The sequence below is a fragment of the Arthrobacter sp. NPDC080086 genome, assembly GCF_040702285.1.
The window spans coordinates 1-17966 of record NZ_JBFBKP010000082.1 but is presented as its reverse complement, the minus strand read 5'-3'; the positions used below and the strand labels follow the sequence as shown (position 1 = coordinate 17966).

Annotated in this window: 16 protein-coding genes and 2 tRNA genes; 7 read left to right on the top strand and 11 right to left on the bottom strand. The window is 70.2% G+C overall.

Annotated elements, in window-relative coordinates; all coding sequences use genetic code 11:
* Positions 1–17: 17 nt before the first annotated feature.
* The 6 genes from AB0305_RS19500 to AB0305_RS19475 all read right to left on the bottom strand — a co-directional run bounded on the left by AB0305_RS19500 (position 18) and on the right by AB0305_RS19475 (position 6392).
* Positions 18–90, bottom strand: a tRNA-Asn gene (locus AB0305_RS19500).
* A 125-nt stretch (positions 91–215) separates the two neighbouring features.
* Positions 216–288, bottom strand: a tRNA-Asn gene (locus tag AB0305_RS19495).
* Between the two features lie 82 nt (positions 289–370).
* Entirely contained in the window at positions 371–2398 is a 2028-nt protein-coding gene (dnaG, locus tag AB0305_RS19490; RefSeq protein ID WP_364137059.1) for a DNA primase, read from the bottom strand.
* 25 nt (positions 2399–2423) lie between these two features.
* The gene (locus AB0305_RS19485; RefSeq protein ID WP_364137057.1) at positions 2424–3713 is read right to left on the bottom strand and encodes a deoxyguanosinetriphosphate triphosphohydrolase; all 1290 of its coding nucleotides are present in this window, start codon (positions 3711–3713) and stop codon (positions 2424–2426) included.
* Positions 3706–4884 carry a tRNA dihydrouridine synthase DusB gene (gene dusB / locus AB0305_RS19480; protein ID WP_290258413.1) on the bottom strand — a complete coding sequence of 393 codons (1179 nt, stop codon included), beginning with the start codon at positions 4882–4884 and terminating at the stop codon, positions 3706–3708. Before dusB ends, AB0305_RS19485 begins: the two co-directional genes overlap by 8 nt.
* Before the next feature lie 47 nt (positions 4885–4931).
* Positions 4932–6392, bottom strand: coding sequence for a YibE/F family protein (locus tag AB0305_RS19475; protein ID WP_366173705.1), 1461 nt, complete (start codon positions 6390–6392; stop codon positions 4932–4934).
* 187 nt (positions 6393–6579) lie between these two features.
* Between AB0305_RS19475 and AB0305_RS19470 the strand changes: the two genes are divergently transcribed.
* From AB0305_RS19470 to AB0305_RS19455, 4 genes are all read left to right on the top strand, one after another.
* Positions 6580–7326, top strand: coding sequence for an alpha/beta fold hydrolase (locus AB0305_RS19470; protein ID WP_364137053.1), 747 nt, complete (start codon positions 6580–6582; stop codon positions 7324–7326).
* The gene (locus AB0305_RS19465) at positions 7326–8177 is read left to right on the top strand and encodes a DUF1295 domain-containing protein (protein WP_364137051.1); all 852 of its coding nucleotides are present in this window, start codon (positions 7326–7328) and stop codon (positions 8175–8177) included. Before AB0305_RS19470 ends, AB0305_RS19465 begins: the two co-directional genes overlap by 1 nt.
* Positions 8177–9007 (top strand): lysophospholipid acyltransferase family protein, encoded by an 831-nt coding sequence (locus tag AB0305_RS19460; RefSeq protein WP_364137049.1) that lies wholly within the window; start codon positions 8177–8179, stop codon positions 9005–9007. Before AB0305_RS19465 ends, AB0305_RS19460 begins: the two co-directional genes overlap by 1 nt.
* A 176-nt stretch (positions 9008–9183) precedes the next feature.
* Complete coding sequence (locus AB0305_RS19455; protein WP_364137047.1) at positions 9184–10632, top strand: TIGR00366 family protein; 1449 nt, start codon at positions 9184–9186, stop codon at positions 10630–10632.
* An 82-nt stretch (positions 10633–10714) separates the two neighbouring features.
* Here AB0305_RS19455 and AB0305_RS19450 read toward each other — a convergent pair whose 3' ends face one another.
* The 3 genes from AB0305_RS19450 to AB0305_RS19440 all read right to left on the bottom strand — a co-directional run bounded on the left by AB0305_RS19450 (position 10715) and on the right by AB0305_RS19440 (position 14228).
* Positions 10715–11740, bottom strand: coding sequence for a GNAT family N-acetyltransferase (locus tag AB0305_RS19450; RefSeq protein WP_364137045.1), 1026 nt, complete (start codon positions 11738–11740; stop codon positions 10715–10717).
* A 2-nt stretch (positions 11741–11742) separates the two neighbouring features.
* On the bottom strand, positions 11743–13128 hold the full coding sequence (locus AB0305_RS19445) for a glycine--tRNA ligase (protein WP_364137043.1): 1386 nt from the start codon (positions 13126–13128) through the stop codon (positions 11743–11745).
* Positions 13129–13253: 125 nt separating this feature from the next.
* The gene (locus AB0305_RS19440; RefSeq protein WP_364137041.1) at positions 13254–14228 is read right to left on the bottom strand and encodes a DMT family transporter; all 975 of its coding nucleotides are present in this window, start codon (positions 14226–14228) and stop codon (positions 13254–13256) included.
* Between the two features lie 33 nt (positions 14229–14261).
* Here AB0305_RS19440 and AB0305_RS19435 point away from each other — a divergent pair, with 33 nt between their 5' ends.
* A complete protein-coding gene (locus tag AB0305_RS19435; protein ID WP_290258422.1) occupies positions 14262–14498 on the top strand; it encodes an RNA-binding S4 domain-containing protein in 237 nt (78 codons plus the stop codon).
* 20 nt (positions 14499–14518) lie between these two features.
* Here AB0305_RS19435 and AB0305_RS19430 read toward each other — a convergent pair whose 3' ends face one another.
* Positions 14519–15181 carry a phospholipase gene (locus tag AB0305_RS19430; RefSeq protein WP_364137039.1) on the bottom strand — a complete coding sequence of 221 codons (663 nt, stop codon included), beginning with the start codon at positions 15179–15181 and terminating at the stop codon, positions 14519–14521.
* 148 nt (positions 15182–15329) lie between these two features.
* Here AB0305_RS19430 and AB0305_RS19425 point away from each other — a divergent pair, with 148 nt between their 5' ends.
* Both AB0305_RS19425 and AB0305_RS19420 read left to right on the top strand, forming a co-directional pair.
* A complete protein-coding gene (locus tag AB0305_RS19425; protein ID WP_364137317.1) occupies positions 15330–16169 on the top strand; it encodes an SGNH/GDSL hydrolase family protein in 840 nt (279 codons plus the stop codon).
* 65 nt (positions 16170–16234) lie between these two features.
* The gene (locus tag AB0305_RS19420; RefSeq protein ID WP_364137037.1) at positions 16235–16819 is read left to right on the top strand and encodes a hypothetical protein; all 585 of its coding nucleotides are present in this window, start codon (positions 16235–16237) and stop codon (positions 16817–16819) included.
* Positions 16820–16838: 19 nt separating this feature from the next.
* On the opposite strand, the gene mmsA is transcribed toward AB0305_RS19420, so the two are convergent.
* On the bottom strand, positions 16839–17966 hold a 1128-nt coding region (mmsA, locus tag AB0305_RS19415; protein ID WP_366173700.1), incomplete at its 5' end, for a CoA-acylating methylmalonate-semialdehyde dehydrogenase.

Here is a 17966-nt window from a genome sequence, read left to right as displayed (position 1 = left end):
GCCGCGGGGCCTGTCCGCTCCTCCTGCTGGACTTGAACCAGCAACCCTTCGATTAACAGTCGAATGCTCTGCCAATTGAGCTAAGGAGGAATGAAGCAGGTATGACATTAGCAAAGGTTTTACCACTAAGGAAATCGGCCCCCGGCGCCCCGACAGATACCCCCGCCGGGTATAAAAAAGTCCCCGCTCCGGCGGACCGGAACGGGGACTGTGCGCTCCTCCTGCTGGACTTGAACCAGCAACCCTTCGATTAACAGTCGAATGCTCTGCCAATTGAGCTAAGGAGGAATGAAGCGGGTACTAGCCTAGCAAACCCGCGGCCCGGAAGCGAAATCGGGGCCGGTCGGTCCGCCGGCCGCGGGGCGAAACCTCAGGAATCGGCGCGCAGCGACCGCCGCTGCATCTCCAGTTCCATCAGCTCGCGGTTGAGCCGTTGGAACTCCTCCGGGTTCGCCGCGGCGTCGAGGCGCTGCAGCTGGCCCATCTTGTCCGCCTTGACCCGCGTGATCTGCAGTTCGAACAGCCGCGCCAGGATGTCCCGGCAGTAGCGCTGCACGGCTTCCTCGGTGCTGGCCGGCAACGGCACCACCGAGAGCTCGGAGACGAGCGGACGGAGCGGTTCCGGAACCTCCTGGAGCAGCTCGGCGACCCAGCGGGCCGGATCCGCGGCCGAGGCCAGGCCCGTGGCGCGGATGGCCTCGTGGATTGCGAGGTAGGCGGGGGTGGAGAACCGCGCCTCTGAGAAGCGCTCCCAGGTGGTTCCCTCCAGCATTGACGGCTGCTGCAGCACCACTTCCAGCGCCTGCCGTTCCATCGCCGCGACGGGGTCCCGGGGATCGGGCCGGTTGAACGCCGGCAGCGCGGCCGACGGCGGCAGCGGCGCCACGCCGGGCGCTCCCGCGCCGGGGTTCTGGCCTTGCTGCGGGTAGCCGCCCTGGTTCTGGTAGCCGCCCTGGTTCTGGTAGCCCTGCTGGTTCTGCTGGTACCCACCCTGCTGACCGATGGAACCGAAGCCGTTGCCCTGGCCCGCTCCCCCGCGGCCGCCCTGCTGACCGGGACCGCCCTGGGTGCCGCGCTTCATGGCCGCGCCTACTGCCCGGCTGACGTCCTCCACGGGCATGCCGAGCCAGCCGGCGAGCTCGCGGGCGTAGGCCGGGCGCATGCCGGCGTCGCGGATCTGCGCCACGACGGGCGCGGACTCGCGCAGCGCCGAGATCCGTCCCTCCACGGTATCCAGGTTGTGCCGGCGCAGGGTGGCCCGGATGGCGAACTCAAAGAGCGGGCGCCGGGTGCCGATCAGGTCGCGCACGGCGGCGTCGCCCTTGGCCTGGCGCAGTTCGCAGGGGTCGGCCCCGGTGGGCTCAACCGCCACGTACGTCTGGGCCACGAACCTCTGGTCCTCCTCGAAGGCGCGCAGGGCGGCCTTCTGGCCGGCGGCGTCGCCGTCGAAGGTGAAGATGACCTCGCCGCCGCTGCCGTCGTCGGAGAGCAGCCGGCGGGCGATCTTGATGTGGTCCGTGCCGAAGGCGGTGCCGCAGGTGGCCACCGCCGTCGTCACCCCGGCCAGGTGGCAGGCCATGACATCGGTGTAGCCCTCCACCACCACCAGTTGCCGGTCCTTGGCGATGGTGCGCTTGGCCAGGTCGATCCCGTAGAGGACCTGGGACTTCTTGTAGAGCGCCGTCTCCGGGGTGTTGAGGTACTTCGGGCCCTGGTCGTCCTCGTAGAGCTTCCGGGCGCCGAAGCCGATGGTGTCCCCCGCGATGTCGCGGATGGGCCAGATCAGCCGGCCGCGGAAGCGGTCATAGATACCCCGGTTGCCTTCGGAAAACATCCCGGTCAGCTTGAGTTCAGCATCGGTGAAGCCGCGGCCGCGGAGGTGCTTCAGCAGCGAGTCCCAGCCCTGCGGGGCGTAGCCGACGCCGAACTGCTCGGAGGCCGCCCGGTCGAAGCCGCGGCCGTAGAGGAAGTTCCGGCCCTCGGCGGCACCCGGGGTCAGGAGCTGGGTGCGGAAGAATTCGTCGGCGATCTTGTGCGCATCCAGGAGCCGCTGGCGGCGGCCGATCTCCTCGCGGTTGGGGCCGGAGCCGCCGTCCTCGTAGCGGAGCTCGTAGCCGATCCGGGCGGCGAGCTTCTCGACCGCCTCGTGGAAGGTGGTGTGGTCCAGCTTCTGCACGAAGGAGATCACGTCCCCGTCCTCGCCGCAGCCGAAGCAGTGGTACCGGCCCACTTGGGGGCGGACGGTGAAGGAGGGGGAACGCTCGTCGTGAAATGGGCAGAGGCCCTTGTAGGAGCCGAGGCCGGCGCCCTTGAGCGTGACGTAGCCGTCGACGACTTCCTTGATGTCAGTGCGCTGGCGCACCTCGTCGATGTCTTCGCGTTTGATCAGGCCGGCCACGGAGCCATCCTAGTCACTCCCGCTGTCACCACAGTGACGGTAGGCTGCCGACCAGCCGTTCATACATGGCCAGCGCGGAGCCATCGGTGAGCGAGGCTACCTGGTCGATGACGACGCGCAGCCGCGCCCCGTCGTCGGCGGCGGCGCGCCAGTCCGCGGCGAACATCGGCTCGAGGTGCCGGTCGCCGGTGGCGTTCAACGCGGTCACCAGGGCGTGCAGGACCTCGCGCTGGCGTTCGTAGATCGGCTGCCGGTGTTCGGTGGTCATCACGAAGGTGGTGGCCAGGCCCTTCATCACCGCGATCTCCATCACGGTCTCGTCCGGGACGATCAGTTCGGCGTTGTAGCGGGTGAGGTTCTCCGGCCCGTACACGGCGCGGGTGGTCTCCAGGGCGCTCTGGCAGAACCTGCCGATTAGCTGGCTGGTCATGTCCTTTAGGGCCGCCATGGACTTGCGGCTGCCGTCGGCCTCGCGGACCCAGACGCTGGTGGCCTCGAGGCGGGCCAGGGCGGCGTCGATCGCGGCGGGGTCGTTGTGCGGCAGGTACCACTGCTTGGCGTAGCCGACGACGCGGGCGCGGTGGTCCGGATTGTCCATCCAGCGCAGCTGGAAGTGCCCCGCGACGATCGCGTCCTCGACGTCGTGCACCGAGTACGAGATGTCGTCGGCCAGGTCCATGACCTGGGCCTCGAGGCAGGAGCGCCGCTCCGGGGCCCCCTCCCGGATCCAGTCGAAAATGGGCAGGTCGTCCTCGTAGGCGCCGAACTTGCTGGTGCGCTGGCCGTGGATGACGGGCGCGTTTTCCGCCGACCAGGGGTACTTCGCGGCGGCGTCGAGGCTGGCCCGGGTCAGGTTCAGCCCGGCCGGGCGGCCGTCCGCGGCGAGGACCTTCGGTTCCAGCCGGGTCAGCAGGCGCAGGGTCTGGGCATTGCCCTCGAAGCCGCCGATGGCGTGCGCCACCTCGTTCAGGGCGGACTCGCCGTTGTGCCCGAAGGGCGGGTGGCCCAGGTCGTGGCTGAGGCAGGCGGTGTCCACGACGTCGGGATCGCAGCCCAGGGCGCGGCCCAGTTCGCGGCCCACCTGGGCGACCTCGAGGCTGTGCGTGAGCCGGGTGCGGACGAAGTCGTCGGTATCCGGGGCGACCACCTGGGTCTTGGCGCCGAGCCGGCGCAGCGCCGAGGAGTGCAGCACCCGGGCACGGTCCCGTTCGAAGTCGGACCGGTAGGTGCTCTTGGGCGGCTCCTCGACCCAGCGGGCGGTGTCGCTCTCCACGTAGCCGTCCAGCACGGGGGCGGCGGTCCGGGTCTCAGCCACCGGAGACGTCCAGTTCGGCGGCGGCGATCTCCTGGGACTGCTCCGCGTTCAGGCGGCGGTCCAGTAGCCAGTCCTTGGGCAGGGCGGGTTTCTTCGGCGAGCCAGCACGGCCGCGGGGCCCCTCGGCGTCGACGCCCGGGTAGGGCGAGTCGAGGTCCAGCTCGTCCAGGGTGCCGCGGAGCACCTCCAGGCTGGTGACGAGGGCCAGCCGGTGGCGCAGGTCGCTGCCCACCACGTAGCCCTTGAGGTACCAGGCCATGTGCTTGCGGATCTCGCGCAGGGCCTTCCCCTCGTCACCGAAGGTCTCGACCATCAGTTCGGCGTGCCGGTAGATACCCTCGGCGACCTGCCGCAGTCCCGGCTTGTGCCGGACGTCGCTGCCCTCGAAGGCGGCCATCAGGTCGCCGAAGAGCCAGGGCCGGCCCTGGCACCCGCGGCCGACGACGACGCCGTCGACGCCGGTTTCCCGGACCATGCGGACGGCGTCCTCCGCGGACCAGATGTCGCCGTTGCCCAGGACGGGGATGTCCGGGAGGGCCTCGCGCAGCCGGGCGATGGCGGACCAGTCGGCCTGGCCGGAGTAGAACTGGGCGGCGGTGCGCCCGTGCAGGGCGACGGCGGCGACGCCCGAATCGCGGGCGATCCGGCCGGCGTCGAGGTAGGTCAGGTGGTCATCGTCGATGCCCTTGCGCATCTTGATGGTCAGCGGGATGTTGCCCTTGGAGGCTTCCTTGACGGCGGTCTGGACGATCGAGGTGAACAGGTCGATCTTCCAGGGCAGGGCGGAGCCGCCGCCGCGCCGGGTCACCTTGGGCACCGGGCAGCCGAAGTTGAGGTCGATGTGGTCCGCGCGGTCCTCCTCGACGAGCATCCGCACGGCCGCGCCGACGGTGACCGGGTCCACGCCGTAGAGCTGGACGGAGCGGACCTTTTCGTCGTCGTCGTGGGAGATGATGCGCAGCGATTCGGGGGTGCGCTCGACGAGGGCACGGGAGGTGACCATCTCCGCGACGTAGAGGCCGCCGCCGTATTCACGGCAGAGCCTGCGGAAGGCGGAGTTGGTGATGCCTGCCATCGGGGCGAGGATCACGGGCGTGTCCACCGTGATCGGGCCCAGCTTCAGGGGCGGCAGTTCCAGCTTGGGGGCGGGAGGGGTTGCTACAACAGTCACCCCTCCATTGTCTCAAAGCCGGACAAATCGAGGCCGCGCCGTGCCCGCTATGTGGAAACCGGGGCCGCGCGCCGGCCCCGGCGCTTCTCCGGCGGGGCATCCGGACCGGCGTCGACGGCCGGGGCCGGTTCCCGGCCGGCGGCGGGGCGCGGGTCCCGGTTGTCGGCGGGTCCCGGACTGCCGGCAAGGGGCGCCGCGGGCCCGCCCGAACGGAGCCCGGTGGCCTTGACCACCAGCACGGCGATCAGGGTGGTCACGGGGATCGCCAGGACGAGCCCGATCGACCCGACCAGGGTGCGGACCACCTCTTCGGAGAGTTCGGCGCTGGTCAGTGCGTCCCCCAGCGGGCGCTCGTAGAGCATCACGATGATCAGGATGGGCAGCGCCGCGCCCGCATAGGCGAACGCGATGGTGTAGACGGTGGAGGCGATGTGGTCGCGGCCGATCCGCATGGCCGAGGCGAAGAGCTTCCGTGCCGAGGTCTCCGGTGCCAGTTCCCAGAGCTCCCAGACGGCGGAGGACTGGGTGATGGTGACGTCGTTGAGGACGCCGAGGCCGGAGATGATCAGCCCGCAGAGGATGATTCCGGAGATCGAGATGTGGTCCGAGACGTTGGCGAGCGTGGCGGCGTCGTGGTTCCCGACGCCGGCCAGGTTCGCCGCGTCCGTGGCCCAGGCTGCGAGCGCGGCGGTGATCGCCAGGCCGAACATGGTGCCCAGCAGCGCCGTCGAGGTCCGGGCGGTGAACCCGTGCGCGAAGTAGAGCACCCCGATCATGATCACGGTGGATCCGACCAGGGCCAGCAGCAGCGGCGGTTTGCCCTCCACGAGGCCGGGCAGCATGAAGGAGACCAGCACCGCATAGGCACCCACGAGGCCGATGAGCGCCCGCAGTCCGCGCCAGCGGGCGACGGCGATCACGACGACGGCGTAGAGCACCGCGAGCAGGATGATCGGCAGGGTCCGGACGAAGTCGACGAAGACGAACGCCGGGGAGCCGCCGGCGTCGGCGCCCTGGACCCGGGAGAGGTTGAGGTAGCGAATGTTGTCGCCGACCTTGACGCCGTGGGACTTGGCGACGTCGGGGTTGATCACCACCTTGACCGGGTTGCCGCCCTGGTCCGGATCCGTCCAGGCGAAGGTGCACTGCGAGCCCGTTCCCGGAGCTTGGGGCTGGGCGGACTGCCCGTCGGCGGGCTGGCCCTGCTGGGCCGGCTGCTGCCCCTGCGCTGGCGTTTGACCCTGTGTGGTGTCCATGCAGCTGCCGGTCACGACGCGCTGGATCTTGCCGGTGTCGAAGGTGACGCCCGGGGCGGCGGCGTAGGGGCTGGCGAGGGTGAGGCCTTCCTTGCTGCCCGAGGGCCAGAGGAGGATCATCGCCACAATGGTCAGGACGGTCAAAGGCGCCAGGACCGCCGCCAGGATCCAGTTGGCTTTGCGGCGGGCCGCGAGGGCACGGGGCGACGGCGGTTCGGCCGGGTGCGGGGCGTGCGAGTGTCCGGCGCCCATCAGCAGGTGATCTCCATGCCGAAAATCCTACGGGGAGAACGTTGCCGCCCGGGCACGGTGGCACGGCGCACCCATCCCCGCCGTGGCGGGTTCCGAATCACCGCGGGACATAAACTCGGCGTGCGGGAACTTCGCCCGCGGGCCCGGTGTTGGTATGGGCAGGACAAGCAGGGTGGAGGACACTATCGTGGCCAGGCGAATTGCAGACGAGCGCGAACACACGGGCCCGGGCCCGGAGGCCCGGGCGGAGCTGAGCGTCGCCGACGCCGAGGGGCAGACCCGCGGCGTCGCACTGGTGCTGCACGGTGGACGGGCGGACAGCTTCGACCAGGTCCGTGCCCGGCACCTCAGCCCGGCCCGGATGCTGCCCTTCGCCCAGGCCCTGCGCAGCCAGGGCGGACCGCATGGCCTGGCGGTCTGGACCATGCGGAACCGGTACCGCGGCTGGAACGGCCCGGACATGTCCCCCGTGCAGGACGCCCGCTGGGCCCTGTCGCAGATCGCGCGCGAACACCCGGGCGTCCCGGTGTTCCTGCTGGGCCACTCCATGGGCGGCCTCACGGCCCTCTGCGTCGCCGACGATCCGCAGGTTGCCGCCGTCGTCGCCCTCGCCCCCTGGCTGACCGCCGCGACGCCGGTGGAGCGCGTGGCGGGCCGCCGCGTCCTGATCGTCCACGGGGACGAGGACCGCTGGACCAGCCCGGTGAACTCCCTGGCCTACGCCCGCCGTGCGGAGGGGATCGCCGCCTCGATTGACTACGTCTCGCTCACCGGCGCCGGGCACTTTATGTTCCGCCGGGTGGGGCTCTGGAACTCCCTGGCCAATGGCTTCATCCTGGACTCGTTTGCCGCCAGCACCGGCGCCAGGCCTGCCGGAACCGATGCTCTCCGCCAGGTGCTGCCGGCCGCGGCTGCGCTGCCGGTGGTTCTCTAATGCAGGCTTTCCCGCCGCTGGACTTCCCGCTGGAGGCCTTCCTGGCCAGCCTTCCCTGGGCCGCACTGGCCGTGGCGGCACTGCTGGCCGTGACCTTCGCAGTCGCCGTCCGGCAGCGCCGGCACTCGGTGATGGACGTCGTGTGGGGGCCCGGCTTCGTGGTCGTGGCGGCGGTGTCCTGGCTGCTCTCAGCCGGGCACGGCGACGGCGGCCGGCGCCTCCTGCTGCTGGTGCTCGTGGCAGTCTGGGGCCTGCGGCTGGGAGCGCACATCGGCGTCCGGGCGCGCGGCGGGCACGAGGACCCGCGCTACACCGCCATGCTCGACGGCGCGCCCGGCTCCCGGGATGTCTACGCCCTGCGCCGCGTCTACCTGCCCCAAGGCATCGTGCTCTTTTTCGTCTCCCTAACGCTGCAGGTGGGGATGTTCGCCACCGCTCCGCTGGGCTGGCTGGCGCTGGCCGGGGCTCTGCTGTGGGCCGTCGGCTTTGTCTTCGAAACCGTCGGCGACCGGCAGCTGGCGCAGTTCAAGGCCGATCCCGCCCGGCGCGGGACCGTTTTGGACACCGGCCTCTGGCGCTACACCCGGCACCCGAACTACTTCGGTGACGCGGCCGTCTGGGCCGGCCTGTTCCTGGTGGCGGCGGACTCCTGGCCGGGCATCCTCACCGTCCTCTCCCCCGCCCTGATGATCTGGACCCTGTCCGGCAAGACCGGCAAACCGCTGACCGAGAAGGCCATGGCCGGCCGGCCGGGCTACCGGGAATACGTTGAGGCGACCTCGGGCTTCCTGCCGTGGCCGCCGCGGACCCGCCGCGCCGCAACGGGCACGGGCACGGGTAGGGGGCAATAATGGGACGGTTCCCGCACTGGCGTCCGGCGCCTAACGACCGCTTCTACCGCTCGATCGTGCGCACCGGGCAGGCCCTCCGCTGGTTGTTCCAGATCCGGATCATCGTCACGGGCCAGGAGCACCTGCCGGCCCCGGACCACCGCGGCACCGCCTCCCGCACCCCGGTTCCCGGCTCCGGGGCCGTCGTCGCGATCACCCACTTCGGGTACCTCGACTTCGCCGCCGCCGAACTGCTGCTCTGGGCCCGCAACAGGGCGCAGATGCGCTTCCTCATCACCCAGGGCGCGGCTGACCACTGGTTCGCCGGCCCCGCCGTGAGCGCCGCCGGGCACGTCGTCGTCGGCTACGAGACCGGCTCCCACGCCTACGACGCCGCCGTGCAGAAACTCCGCGCCGGCGAGTACGTGGCGATCCTGCCCGAGGCCGGCGTCAGCCGCAGCTTCAAGGTCCGCGAGTGCAAGACCGGCGCGGTGCGGATGGCCGCCGAGGCGGGTGTCCCGGTCATCCCGGTCTCGGTCTGGGGCGCGCACCGGATCATGACCCGGCACCACGGCTTCTCGCCGCTGCGGGCCTGGCGCGCCCCCGTTCGGGTCCATGTGGGCGAACCCCTCGCTCCCGGGCCGGGGGTGGACGTCGCCGCCGCCACCGAGGCGCTGCGGACGGCACTCCAGGACGGGATCGACGTCGCCATGGCCGATTTCCCCCTGCGCCCCGCGCCCGGGGCCTGGTGGATGCCCGCTGACCACGGCGGCGGCGCTCCCACGGAGGAACAGCGGCGCCGGCTGGACGAGGCCGAGGGCCCCCGCCGCGCCCGCGCCCGCCGCCGCTGAGCTCCAACGCTGTGCTTCGCCGCCGCTGACCGCGGCAGATCGACCGCTCGGCGCTCCGCCGCCCGCCTGAGAGCCTAGGCCGGGGCCAACACGCGCCGATGAACCCGGGCCGGGGCGGGGCGCTGGCTAAACTCCATCGGGTAGAAAAACGCACTCAATGGAGAGGTACACCCCCGGTGGCAAACACAGCCCTGACCACAAGCACGATCGGCGAGGAACGCGGTCTCGCCCGGATCGCCCAACGGATGGCCGCCTGGACGGAGAAGTGGTTCCCGGACGCCTACATCTTCGCCCTCGCCGGGGTCATCATCATCGCCCTCGCCGCACTGGCCATCGGCGCCTCCCCGCAGTCGATCGCCGACTCGTTCGGCAACGGCTTCTGGGACCTGACCGCCTTCACCCTGCAGATGGCCATGGTGGTCCTCACCGGCTACGTCGTGGCAACGTCCCCGCCGGTGGCGCGCCTGATCAGCCGCCTGGCCATGGTCCCGGCCACCGCGCGCACCGCCGTCAGCTTCGTGGCCCTGATGTCCATGTCCGTGTCCTTCCTCAACTGGGGCCTGAGCCTGATCTTCGGCGGCCTGCTGGCCCGCGCCATCGCCCGCCGCAAGGACCTCACCGTCGACTACCGGGCCCTCGGCGCGGCAGCGTTCATGGGCCTCGGCGCCGTCTGGGCCCTCGGCTTGTCCTCCTCCGCCGCCCAGCTGCAGGCCACCCCGGCCTCGCTGCCGCCGGCGCTGCTGAAGATCACCGGCGTCCTGGACTTCGGCACCACCATCTTCACCTGGCAGTCGCTGCTGACCCTGGCCATCCTGATGCTGCTGACCACCGTGATCGCGCACTTCTCCGCCCCGCAGGGCGGCTCGATCCGCACCGCGCAGGACCTGGGCGTGGACCTCGACGACGCCCCGACCGAGCCGGCGCCCCGGTCCCGTCCGGGTGAATGGCTCGAATACAGCCGGATCCTGCCGATCCTGGCCGGGCTCCTGACCCTGGGTTGGCTGGTCTCCCAGTTCCTGACCAAGCCGTTCCTGTCCGTGGTCAGCAGCCTCAACGGCTACCTGCTGGTCTTCCTCATCCTGGGCCTGGTGCTGCACGGCACGCCGCGGAACTTCCTGCAGGCAGTCACCAAGGCTGTCCCGGCCACCGCCGGCATCCTGGTCCAGTTCCCGCTCTACGCCGCGATGGCCGCGATCCTGACCAAGGCCACCGGCGCCGGCGGCATGTCCATCTCCGGGCACCTGGCCGAATTCTTCGCCCAGATCGGCAGCGGCGGCGGCTTCGCCGTCGTTATTGCCCTCTACACCGCGGTGCTGGGCCTGCTGGTCCCCTCCGGCGGCGGCAAGTGGCTGGTGGAGGCCCCGTACGTGATGCAGTCCGCCACGGACGTGCAGATGAACCTGGGCTGGACGGTGCAGATCTACAACATCGCCGAGGCGCTGCCGAACCTGGTCAACCCGTTCTTCATGCTGCCGTTGCTCGCGGTGCTGAAGCTGCGGGCCCGCGACCTGGTGGGCTTCACCTTCCTGCAGTTCCTCTTCCACCTCCCGGTGGTGCTCCTGCTGGTCTGGCTGCTGGGCATGACCTTCGACTTCGTCCCGCCGGTAATTCCTTCGGGAAAGTAGCGGGTAAGTAGCCCTTAACCCTACTGACCCGCAGCCGTTGTCATCATGACAACAGCTGCGGGTCAGTGTATTTTAAGGCGGCTTAGGCGGGGTCCGAGAGGATCAGCGTATCCGCCTCGGCCAGCCGGGCGGTGCCTGCCGCCAGCAGGGGTTCGACGACGGCGGTCAGCGCCTCCATCGAGTCGTCAAGTTCCAGCAGCACGGGGTACTGGTAGGCGATCAGAGCCAGCAGGTCCCGGACGGCGGCCCGCGCGTCCTCCGCGGACAGCTCCGGGTCGTGGCCCAGGAACACGTCCGAGGGCTCGGCCCCGCCCGCACCGGCCGCGCCGGCATCGGGGGTGCCCGTCTCCAGTGCACCCGTCTCCAGAGCGCCCTGCGCGTAGCTGACGGCGAAGGCCTGCAGCTTTCCCTTCCTGCTGGCCGGAACGCCTGCGCCGAAGGCACTGGCCTTCGGTGCGCGCAGCACGATCGCCCCGCGGGCCCCCGTCAGGTCATCGAGGAACAGCCGCTGAACCGTGGCGACGCTGAGCTCCCCCGGGCTGTCCCAGTGGTGCACGGCAGTGTAGTACCGGCCCACGACGTCGCTCAGTTCCACCGAACCGGTGGCCAGGTCCTCAACCCGCTCGGAAGCCGCGGCCTCTGAGCCGTCGCCGAAGACGGGCAGCTTCAGGGCGCCGGGTTCGACCACCACCAGGCGGGACCGCTGGATGGGTGTCAGGCCGGCGGCCTCGGCGAAGCCGGCGCCGGGGGTGCCGGGTTCAACCTTGGTCCGCAGCCGGGTCACGCCGGAGGGCGACTGCTGGGCCTCGTGCCGGAGCATGGCCAGCAACGTCGAGCCGATGCCGGCCCGGCGGTGGTCCCGCGCCACCTCGACGTACACCCAGAGGCGTTCCGGGTGCAGCGTGGCCTCGTGCACGACGCCGGCCGCGACCGGGATGGCCACGCCGTCGACGACGTCCTCGGCCACGATGCAGCGGCGCCACGGGGTGTTGCTGGAGGGCGCCAGGGCGGCGCGGAACTGCCGGGCCTGGTCCGTTTCCGGGCCGCCCCAGATTTCCAGCAGCGCCAGGTCGTCGCCGTCGCGCCAGGGGCGGTACTCGATCGCCATGCTCAGGCGCCGATCAGCCGCGCGGCGAGGTAGCCCTCCACCTTGTCCAGGGCGACGCGCTCCTGGCTCATGGTGTCGCGCTCACGGATGGTGACGGCCTGGTCCTCGAGGGTGTCGAAGTCCACGGTGATGCAGAACGGGGTGCCGATTTCGTCCTGGCGGCGGTAGCGGCGGCCGATCGCGCCGGCGTCGTCGAAGTCGATGTTCCAGTTCTTGCGCAGCTGCGCGGCGAGGTCCTTGGCCTTGGGCGAGAGGTCCTCGTTCCGGCTCAGCGGCAGGACGGCGGCCTTGACCGGGGCCAGGCGCGGGTCCAGCTTGAGCACGGTGCGGATGTCGACGCCGCCCTTGGCGTTGGGGGCCTCGTCCTCGACGTACGCGTCGATCATGAACGCCATGAAGGACCGGGTCAGGCCGGCGGCGGGCTCGATCACGTACGGGGTGTAGCGCTCGTTGGTCGCCTGGTTGAAGTAGCTCAGGTCCTGGCCGGAGGCCTTCGAGTGGGTGGAGAGGTCGAAGTCGGTGCGGTTGGCGATGCCCTCGAGCTCGCCCCACTCGGAGCCGGAGAAGCCGAAGCGGTACTCGATGTCCGTGGTGCCCTTGGAGTAGTGGCTGAGCTTTTCCTTGGGGTGTTCGAAGAAGCGCAGGTTTTCCTCGCGGATGCCCAGGCCGGTGTACCAGGCCATGCGCTCCTTCATCCAGTACTCGTGCCACTGCTCGTCGGTGCCCGGCTCGACGAAGAATTCCATTTCCATCTGCTCAAACTCGCGGGTGCGGAAGATGAAGTTGCCCGGCGTGATCTCGTTGCGGAAGGACTTGCCGATCTGGCCGATGCCGAACGGCGGCTTCTTCCGGGAGGTGGTGAGCACGTTGTTGAAGTTCACGAAGATGCCCTGGGCGGTTTCGGGGCGCAGGTAGTGCAGCCCCTCTTCGCTGGCCACCGGGCCAAGGTAGGTCTTGAGCAGGCCGGAGAATTCCTGCGGCTCGGTCCACTGGCCGCGGGTGCCGCAGTTGGCGCAGACGATGTCCTTGAGGCCGTTCTCGGCCGGGCGGCCCTTCTTCTCCTCGTACTCTTCCTCGAGGTGGTCGGCGCGGTAGCGCTTGTGGCAGGAGAGGCATTCGACCAGCGGGTCGGAGAAGACCTCGACGTGGCCGGAGGCTTCCCAGACCTGGCGGGGCAGGATGACCGAGGAGTCCAGGCCGACGACGTCCTCGCGGCCGCGGACGACCGACTGCCACCACTGCCGCTTGATGTTTTCCTTCAGCTCGGCACCGAGGGGACCGTAGTCCCAGGCAGAGCGTGAGCCTCCGTAGATTTCGCCGGCCTGGAAGACGAATCCCCGTCGCTTGGCGAGGGAGATGATCTGGTCGAGTACGGATTTTGCTGCCATGGGAACTCCATTTTCTACAGGGCCGCTGGGTGCGGTCCGCGCTGTTGGCCCCGGGTCACCGGCTGGTTGCCGGGCGGGGTGGTACGAACGGGGTGATTCAAGGTCCTAGCCTACCCGTGTGGCCCCTACCGTTTCAGCGCGTTCCGGGACCAGGGCAGGCTGGCCAGGACGATCGCGGCGAGGGTGAGCAGGGTGCCCAGCACGGTGGGGAGGGCGACGACGGTGCCGGGGGCCGGCAGCGCGAGGTCCAGGCCGAGCGAGCCGAGGAGCTGCCCGGCGATCATGCCGAGGCCGGTGACCAGCACGCCCAGGCTGCGGACCAGGAACGCGGCGACGGCGATGAAGATGCAGCCCATCGGGCCGCCGAGGTAGTACCACCACTGTCCGGGCAGGCCGTTGCCAGCCCCGGCGATGGCCAATTTGATAGCCCAGGCCAGCCACAGCAGCACGCTGCCGGCGATGAAGTTCACCAGGGTGGCGGTGATGGGGGTGCCGTAGTGGACGGTGGCGGTGCCGTTCATCGCCTGCTGGAAACTCATCAGGAAACCGGCCAGCACGGGCAGCAGCACCGGGAGGATGAGCTGCAGCGGGTCGAGGGCGCCGTCGCCCCCGGAGAACCGGGGTGAGACGGCCCAGGCGACGGCGGCGACGGTGAGGACGCTGCCGAGGACTCGGATGCCGGTGATGGGCCGCTTGCCCGCCGGGCCGATGCCCATCCGGTCCACCAGCAGGCCGCTGAGGGTCTGGCCGGTGACGGCGGCGACGGTGAACAGCGCCACGCCGAGCAGGCCCACGGTGAAGGACTGGGCGAAGACGAAGAGTCCGCCGATGGCACCAGCCAGCACGTAGTAGCGGGGGAAGCGGCGTTCCCGCAGGGCCGGCAGCACCTCCGCCAGCCCTGCCCTGCCCCTGGGCAGCGCCAGGGAGATGGCGATCATCAGGATCAGGCCGGTGGTGAAGCTCACCACAGCGGCGGCGAGGCCGTCGGCGAGCGCCGTGCCGAGGGCGCCGTTGACGCGGGCCTGGACGGGGACCAGGAGGCCGGCGGTGACGGCGGCGAGGAGTCCGAGCGGCAGCGGCAGCCGGGGCGTGTGGGTCATTGGTGGCACCTTTGGTCAGGCATTATTGCTTGTATGAGCAACCCGGAAATTGATGAGGTCCCGATCCGCGACGAGATGATCCGGCTGGGGCAGCTGTTGAAGCTGGCCAGCCTGGTCGAGGACGGGGTGGAAGCGGCGGAGCTGATCAAGAACGGGCTTGTGAAGGTCAACGGGGAGATCGAGGAGCGCCGCGGCCGGCAGTTGCACCACGGCGACGTGGTCACGGTCAACGGCGAGTCGGTCCGGATCAGCACCCCCGCGGGAGCCTAGCGCGGCGTCACGGCAGTCCCCTAGGCGGTGAGCACCTCGTGGGTGAGGAACTCCCCCACATGGCCCACCTCCTGCTGGTTGATGCCGTGCCACATGCCCGTATAGAGCACCTTGGTGAGCTTGACGTGCCTGCGCACCCAGCCCATGGTGAATTCGATCTTGTCCGGGGTGATCACCGGGTCCTGCTGGTCCCGCCCCCAGAACATCGGAACGGTGCCATCCAGATCGGCGTCGTGGAAGGTGGGGTCACCGGCGGCGTCCACGGCGAAGCCGGAGAGGCCGACGACGGCGGCGTAGGCCCCGGGGCGGCGGCGCAGCAGCGTGGTGGCCAGGGCCATCCCCATCGAGAAGCCCAGCAGCGTCACCGACGGGTGTTCCCCGCTGACCGAGTCGATCCAGTGCTCGGCGTAGGCGGCGGCTTCCTTGACCGCGTCGAGGGAGTACTCGATGGACGCCGTCAGCGGGAACCACGTGAAGCCGGGGCCGGTGGGCAGCGGTGCCCGCAGCGCGGCCACGACGAACTCCTGCGGCAGCATGTCCGCGAGGCTCATCAGGTCCTGTTCGTTGGCGCCGTAGCCGTGCAGCAGCACCAGCAGGGGCCGCCCGGCCCGCTCGGATTCGGGCCGGGACCAGAGGACGACGGGTTCGGGAAAGGTTGCCGGGTAGCCGGCGGCGTCAGTCATGGCTCCATTCTTGCAGTTACCAATCAGTAACATGCGACGGTGGCGCGATTTGCGGGGCAGGGGGCAGGATGGAACGGTGAGCGAAACAAAAGCAACGGAGAACGATCCGGACCGCACGGTCAACCACCCCTGGACCCGCTACGTGGCGATGGGCGATTCCTTCACCGAGGGGATCGGCGATCCGGAACCCGCAAGCCCCGGCGGCCACCGCGGCTGGGCGGACCGAGTGGCCGAGGAACTCAGCCGGGGGCACGACGACTTCGCCTACGCCAACCTGGCGGTGCGCGGCCGGTTGCTGCAGCAGATCGTGGACCAGCAGCTCGCCAACTGCCTCTCGCTGAAGCCGGACCTGGTCACCCTCTCCGCCGGCGGCAACGACCTGATCCGCCCCGGCGGCGACCCCGACGTGCTGGCCGAGCGGCTGGACTCGGTGGTGCAGATCCTGAGCCTGAACGGCGCCACGGTGGTGCTGTTCAACGGCCCCGACACGGGGTCCTCGGTGCTGGGCCGGATCCGGAGCAAGGTGGCGATCTACAACGAGAACCTCCGGACGGTGGCGGCCCGGCACGACGCGGTCATCGCGGACATGTGGTCCCTCCGGCAGCTGAGCGACCCTCAGATGTGGGATGCGGACCGGCTGCACTTCTCCCCGCTGGGCCACCACACGATCGCCGCGATGGTGCTCGATTCCCTGAACGTCCGGCACACCCTGGAACCTCTCTCCCCCAAGCCGCTGCCGCCGCAGACGTGGCGCGAGGCGCGCACCGGGGACCTGATCTGGGCCCGGGAGCACTTCGTGCCGTGGGTGGTGCGCCGGCTGCGGCACCGCTCCTCCGGCGACGGCATCACCGCCAAGCGTCCGCTGGCGGGGCCGGTGTTCGGTCCCGGCGTGCCGCTGGGCTCCGGTGAGGGCCCCAAGGGCACCGGGACCGGTGCCGCCGGGGGTTCGGTCGGCAGCGCGGACGCCGCCGACGCCCTGCGGTCCTGAGTCCGGCACCGGCCGCGGGTGCCGGGCGTTAAGCTGGGAGATCATCTTCTGAGAGGCCCGGTACCGTGAGTATTTTCTTCTGGATCATCATCCTGTCCCTCGTGATTCCTGCCGCCATGCGCTACTACCGGCGCTCGGTGCAGAACAAGAACCGGGACCAGGGCCCGTACCAGGGCATGCCGGGCGGCTTCGGAGGTTTCCCCGGCACCGGCCCGGGGCCCGGCGAGAGCAACCAGCCGCGGGACGGCTTCACCCAGCGGGACTACTACGGCGGCTTCGGCCAGCTCAATCCCCCGCAGCCGCCCGCCGGCCAGCCCTACCCTGAGCAGTACCCGGGAAACCAGTACCCCGCCGGCCAGCAGTACCCCGGAAATCCTGCCCAGGGTAGCCAGTACCCGGGCAGCCCGTACCCCGCCAACCAGTCCCCCGCGCCGCAGCCGCCGGTCCCCTACGAGGACAGCGAACAGTACCGGAACAACCCGCCCCGGCCCGCCCCGCAGCCGCAGGACGTGCCCCCGGTCCTGCCGCCGTCGTCGAACGCGCAGGGCTACCGCGCCCGCAAGCTCGCCGAGCTGGACCAGATGTACAGCAACGGCGAGCTTGCCATGGAGGATTACATGGCCCGGCGCGCGGAGATCATGAAGGGCTGATCGCGACGGGTCCGCTGCCCTAGTCGACCTGAGGGAAGCCCAGGTCGATCACCGAGGTGGAGGGGTCGGGCCAGCGGGTGGTGACCACCTTGCCGCGGGTGTAGAAGCGGATGCTTTCGGGCCCGTACATGTGGGTGTCGCCGAAGAGCGAGTTCTTCCAGCCGCCGAAGGAGAAGGTCCCTACCGGCACCGGGATCGGGACGTTGACGCCCACCATGCCGGCCTCGACGTCGAACTCGAACTGGCGCGCCGCTCCGCCGTCGCGGGTGAAGATCGCCACACCGTTGCCGAACTCGTTGTCGTTGACCAACTGCACCGCGTCGGCGTAGGTCTCGACCCGGACGACGGAGAGCACGGGGCCAAAGATCTCGTCGTCGTAGACCTTCATGCCGGGCTTGACGTGGTCGATCAGGCTGACGCCGATGAAGAAGCCGTTGGAGTCGAACTCCTGCTCGCGGCCGTCCACCACCACGGAGGCGCCCTCGTCCGCGGCGCCCGCCACGTACGATGCGACCTTGTCGCGGTGCTCGGCGGTGATCAGCGGCCCCATCTGCGAGGCCGGGTCGGTGCCGGGACCGATCTTCAGGGTGGCCATCCGGGTCTTGATCGCGCCGACCAGGTCGTCGGCAATGTTGCCGACGGCCACCAGCACGCTGACGGCCATGCAGCGCTCACCGGCCGAGCCGTAGGCGGCGGAAACCGCGGCGTCGGCGGCCATGTCCAGGTCTGCGTCCGGGAGGACCACCATGTGGTTCTTGGCGCCGCCGAGGGCCTGGACGCGCTTGCCGTGGTCGGCGGCGCGCTTGTAGATGGACTGGGCGATCGGCGTCGACCCGACGAAGCTGACGGCCTTCACGTGCGGGTGTTCCAGCAGCACGTCCACGGCCTCCTTATCGCCGTGCACCACATTCAGGACGCCGGCGGGCAGCCCCGCCTCGGCGAAGACCTGCGCGATGAAGACGGCGGAGGACGGGTCCTTCTCGCTGGGCTTGAGCAGCACGGTGTTGCCGCAGGCCAGGGCGCTGCCAATCATCCACAGCGGCACCATGGCGGGGAAGTTGAACGGGGTGATGCAGGCGACGACGCCGACGGGTTGGCGGACGGAATGGACGTCGACGCCGCCGGAAACCTGCTCGGAGCGTTCGCC

Coding starts and splice junctions, on each gene's coding strand:
- AB0305_RS19465 (WP_364137051.1), top strand. CDS start 7,326: ATGCAGGCTTTCCCGCCGCTGGACTTCCCGCTGGAGGCCTTCCTGGCC.
- AB0305_RS19440 (WP_364137041.1), bottom strand. CDS start 14,228: ATGACCCACACGCCCCGGCTGCCGCTGCCGCTCGGACTCCTCGCCGCC.
- AB0305_RS19425 (WP_364137317.1), top strand. CDS start 15,330: ATGGGCGATTCCTTCACCGAGGGGATCGGCGATCCGGAACCCGCAAGC.
- AB0305_RS19460 (WP_364137049.1), top strand. CDS start 8,177: ATGGGACGGTTCCCGCACTGGCGTCCGGCGCCTAACGACCGCTTCTAC.
- AB0305_RS19450 (WP_364137045.1), bottom strand. CDS start 11,740: ATGGCGATCGAGTACCGCCCCTGGCGCGACGGCGACGACCTGGCGCTG.
- AB0305_RS19475 (WP_366173705.1), bottom strand. CDS start 6,392: ATGGGCGCCGGACACTCGCACGCCCCGCACCCGGCCGAACCGCCGTCG.
- AB0305_RS19435 (WP_290258422.1), top strand. CDS start 14,262: ATGAGCAACCCGGAAATTGATGAGGTCCCGATCCGCGACGAGATGATC.
- AB0305_RS19430 (WP_364137039.1), bottom strand. CDS start 15,181: ATGACTGACGCCGCCGGCTACCCGGCAACCTTTCCCGAACCCGTCGTC.
- AB0305_RS19445 (WP_364137043.1), bottom strand. CDS start 13,128: ATGGCAGCAAAATCCGTACTCGACCAGATCATCTCCCTCGCCAAGCGA.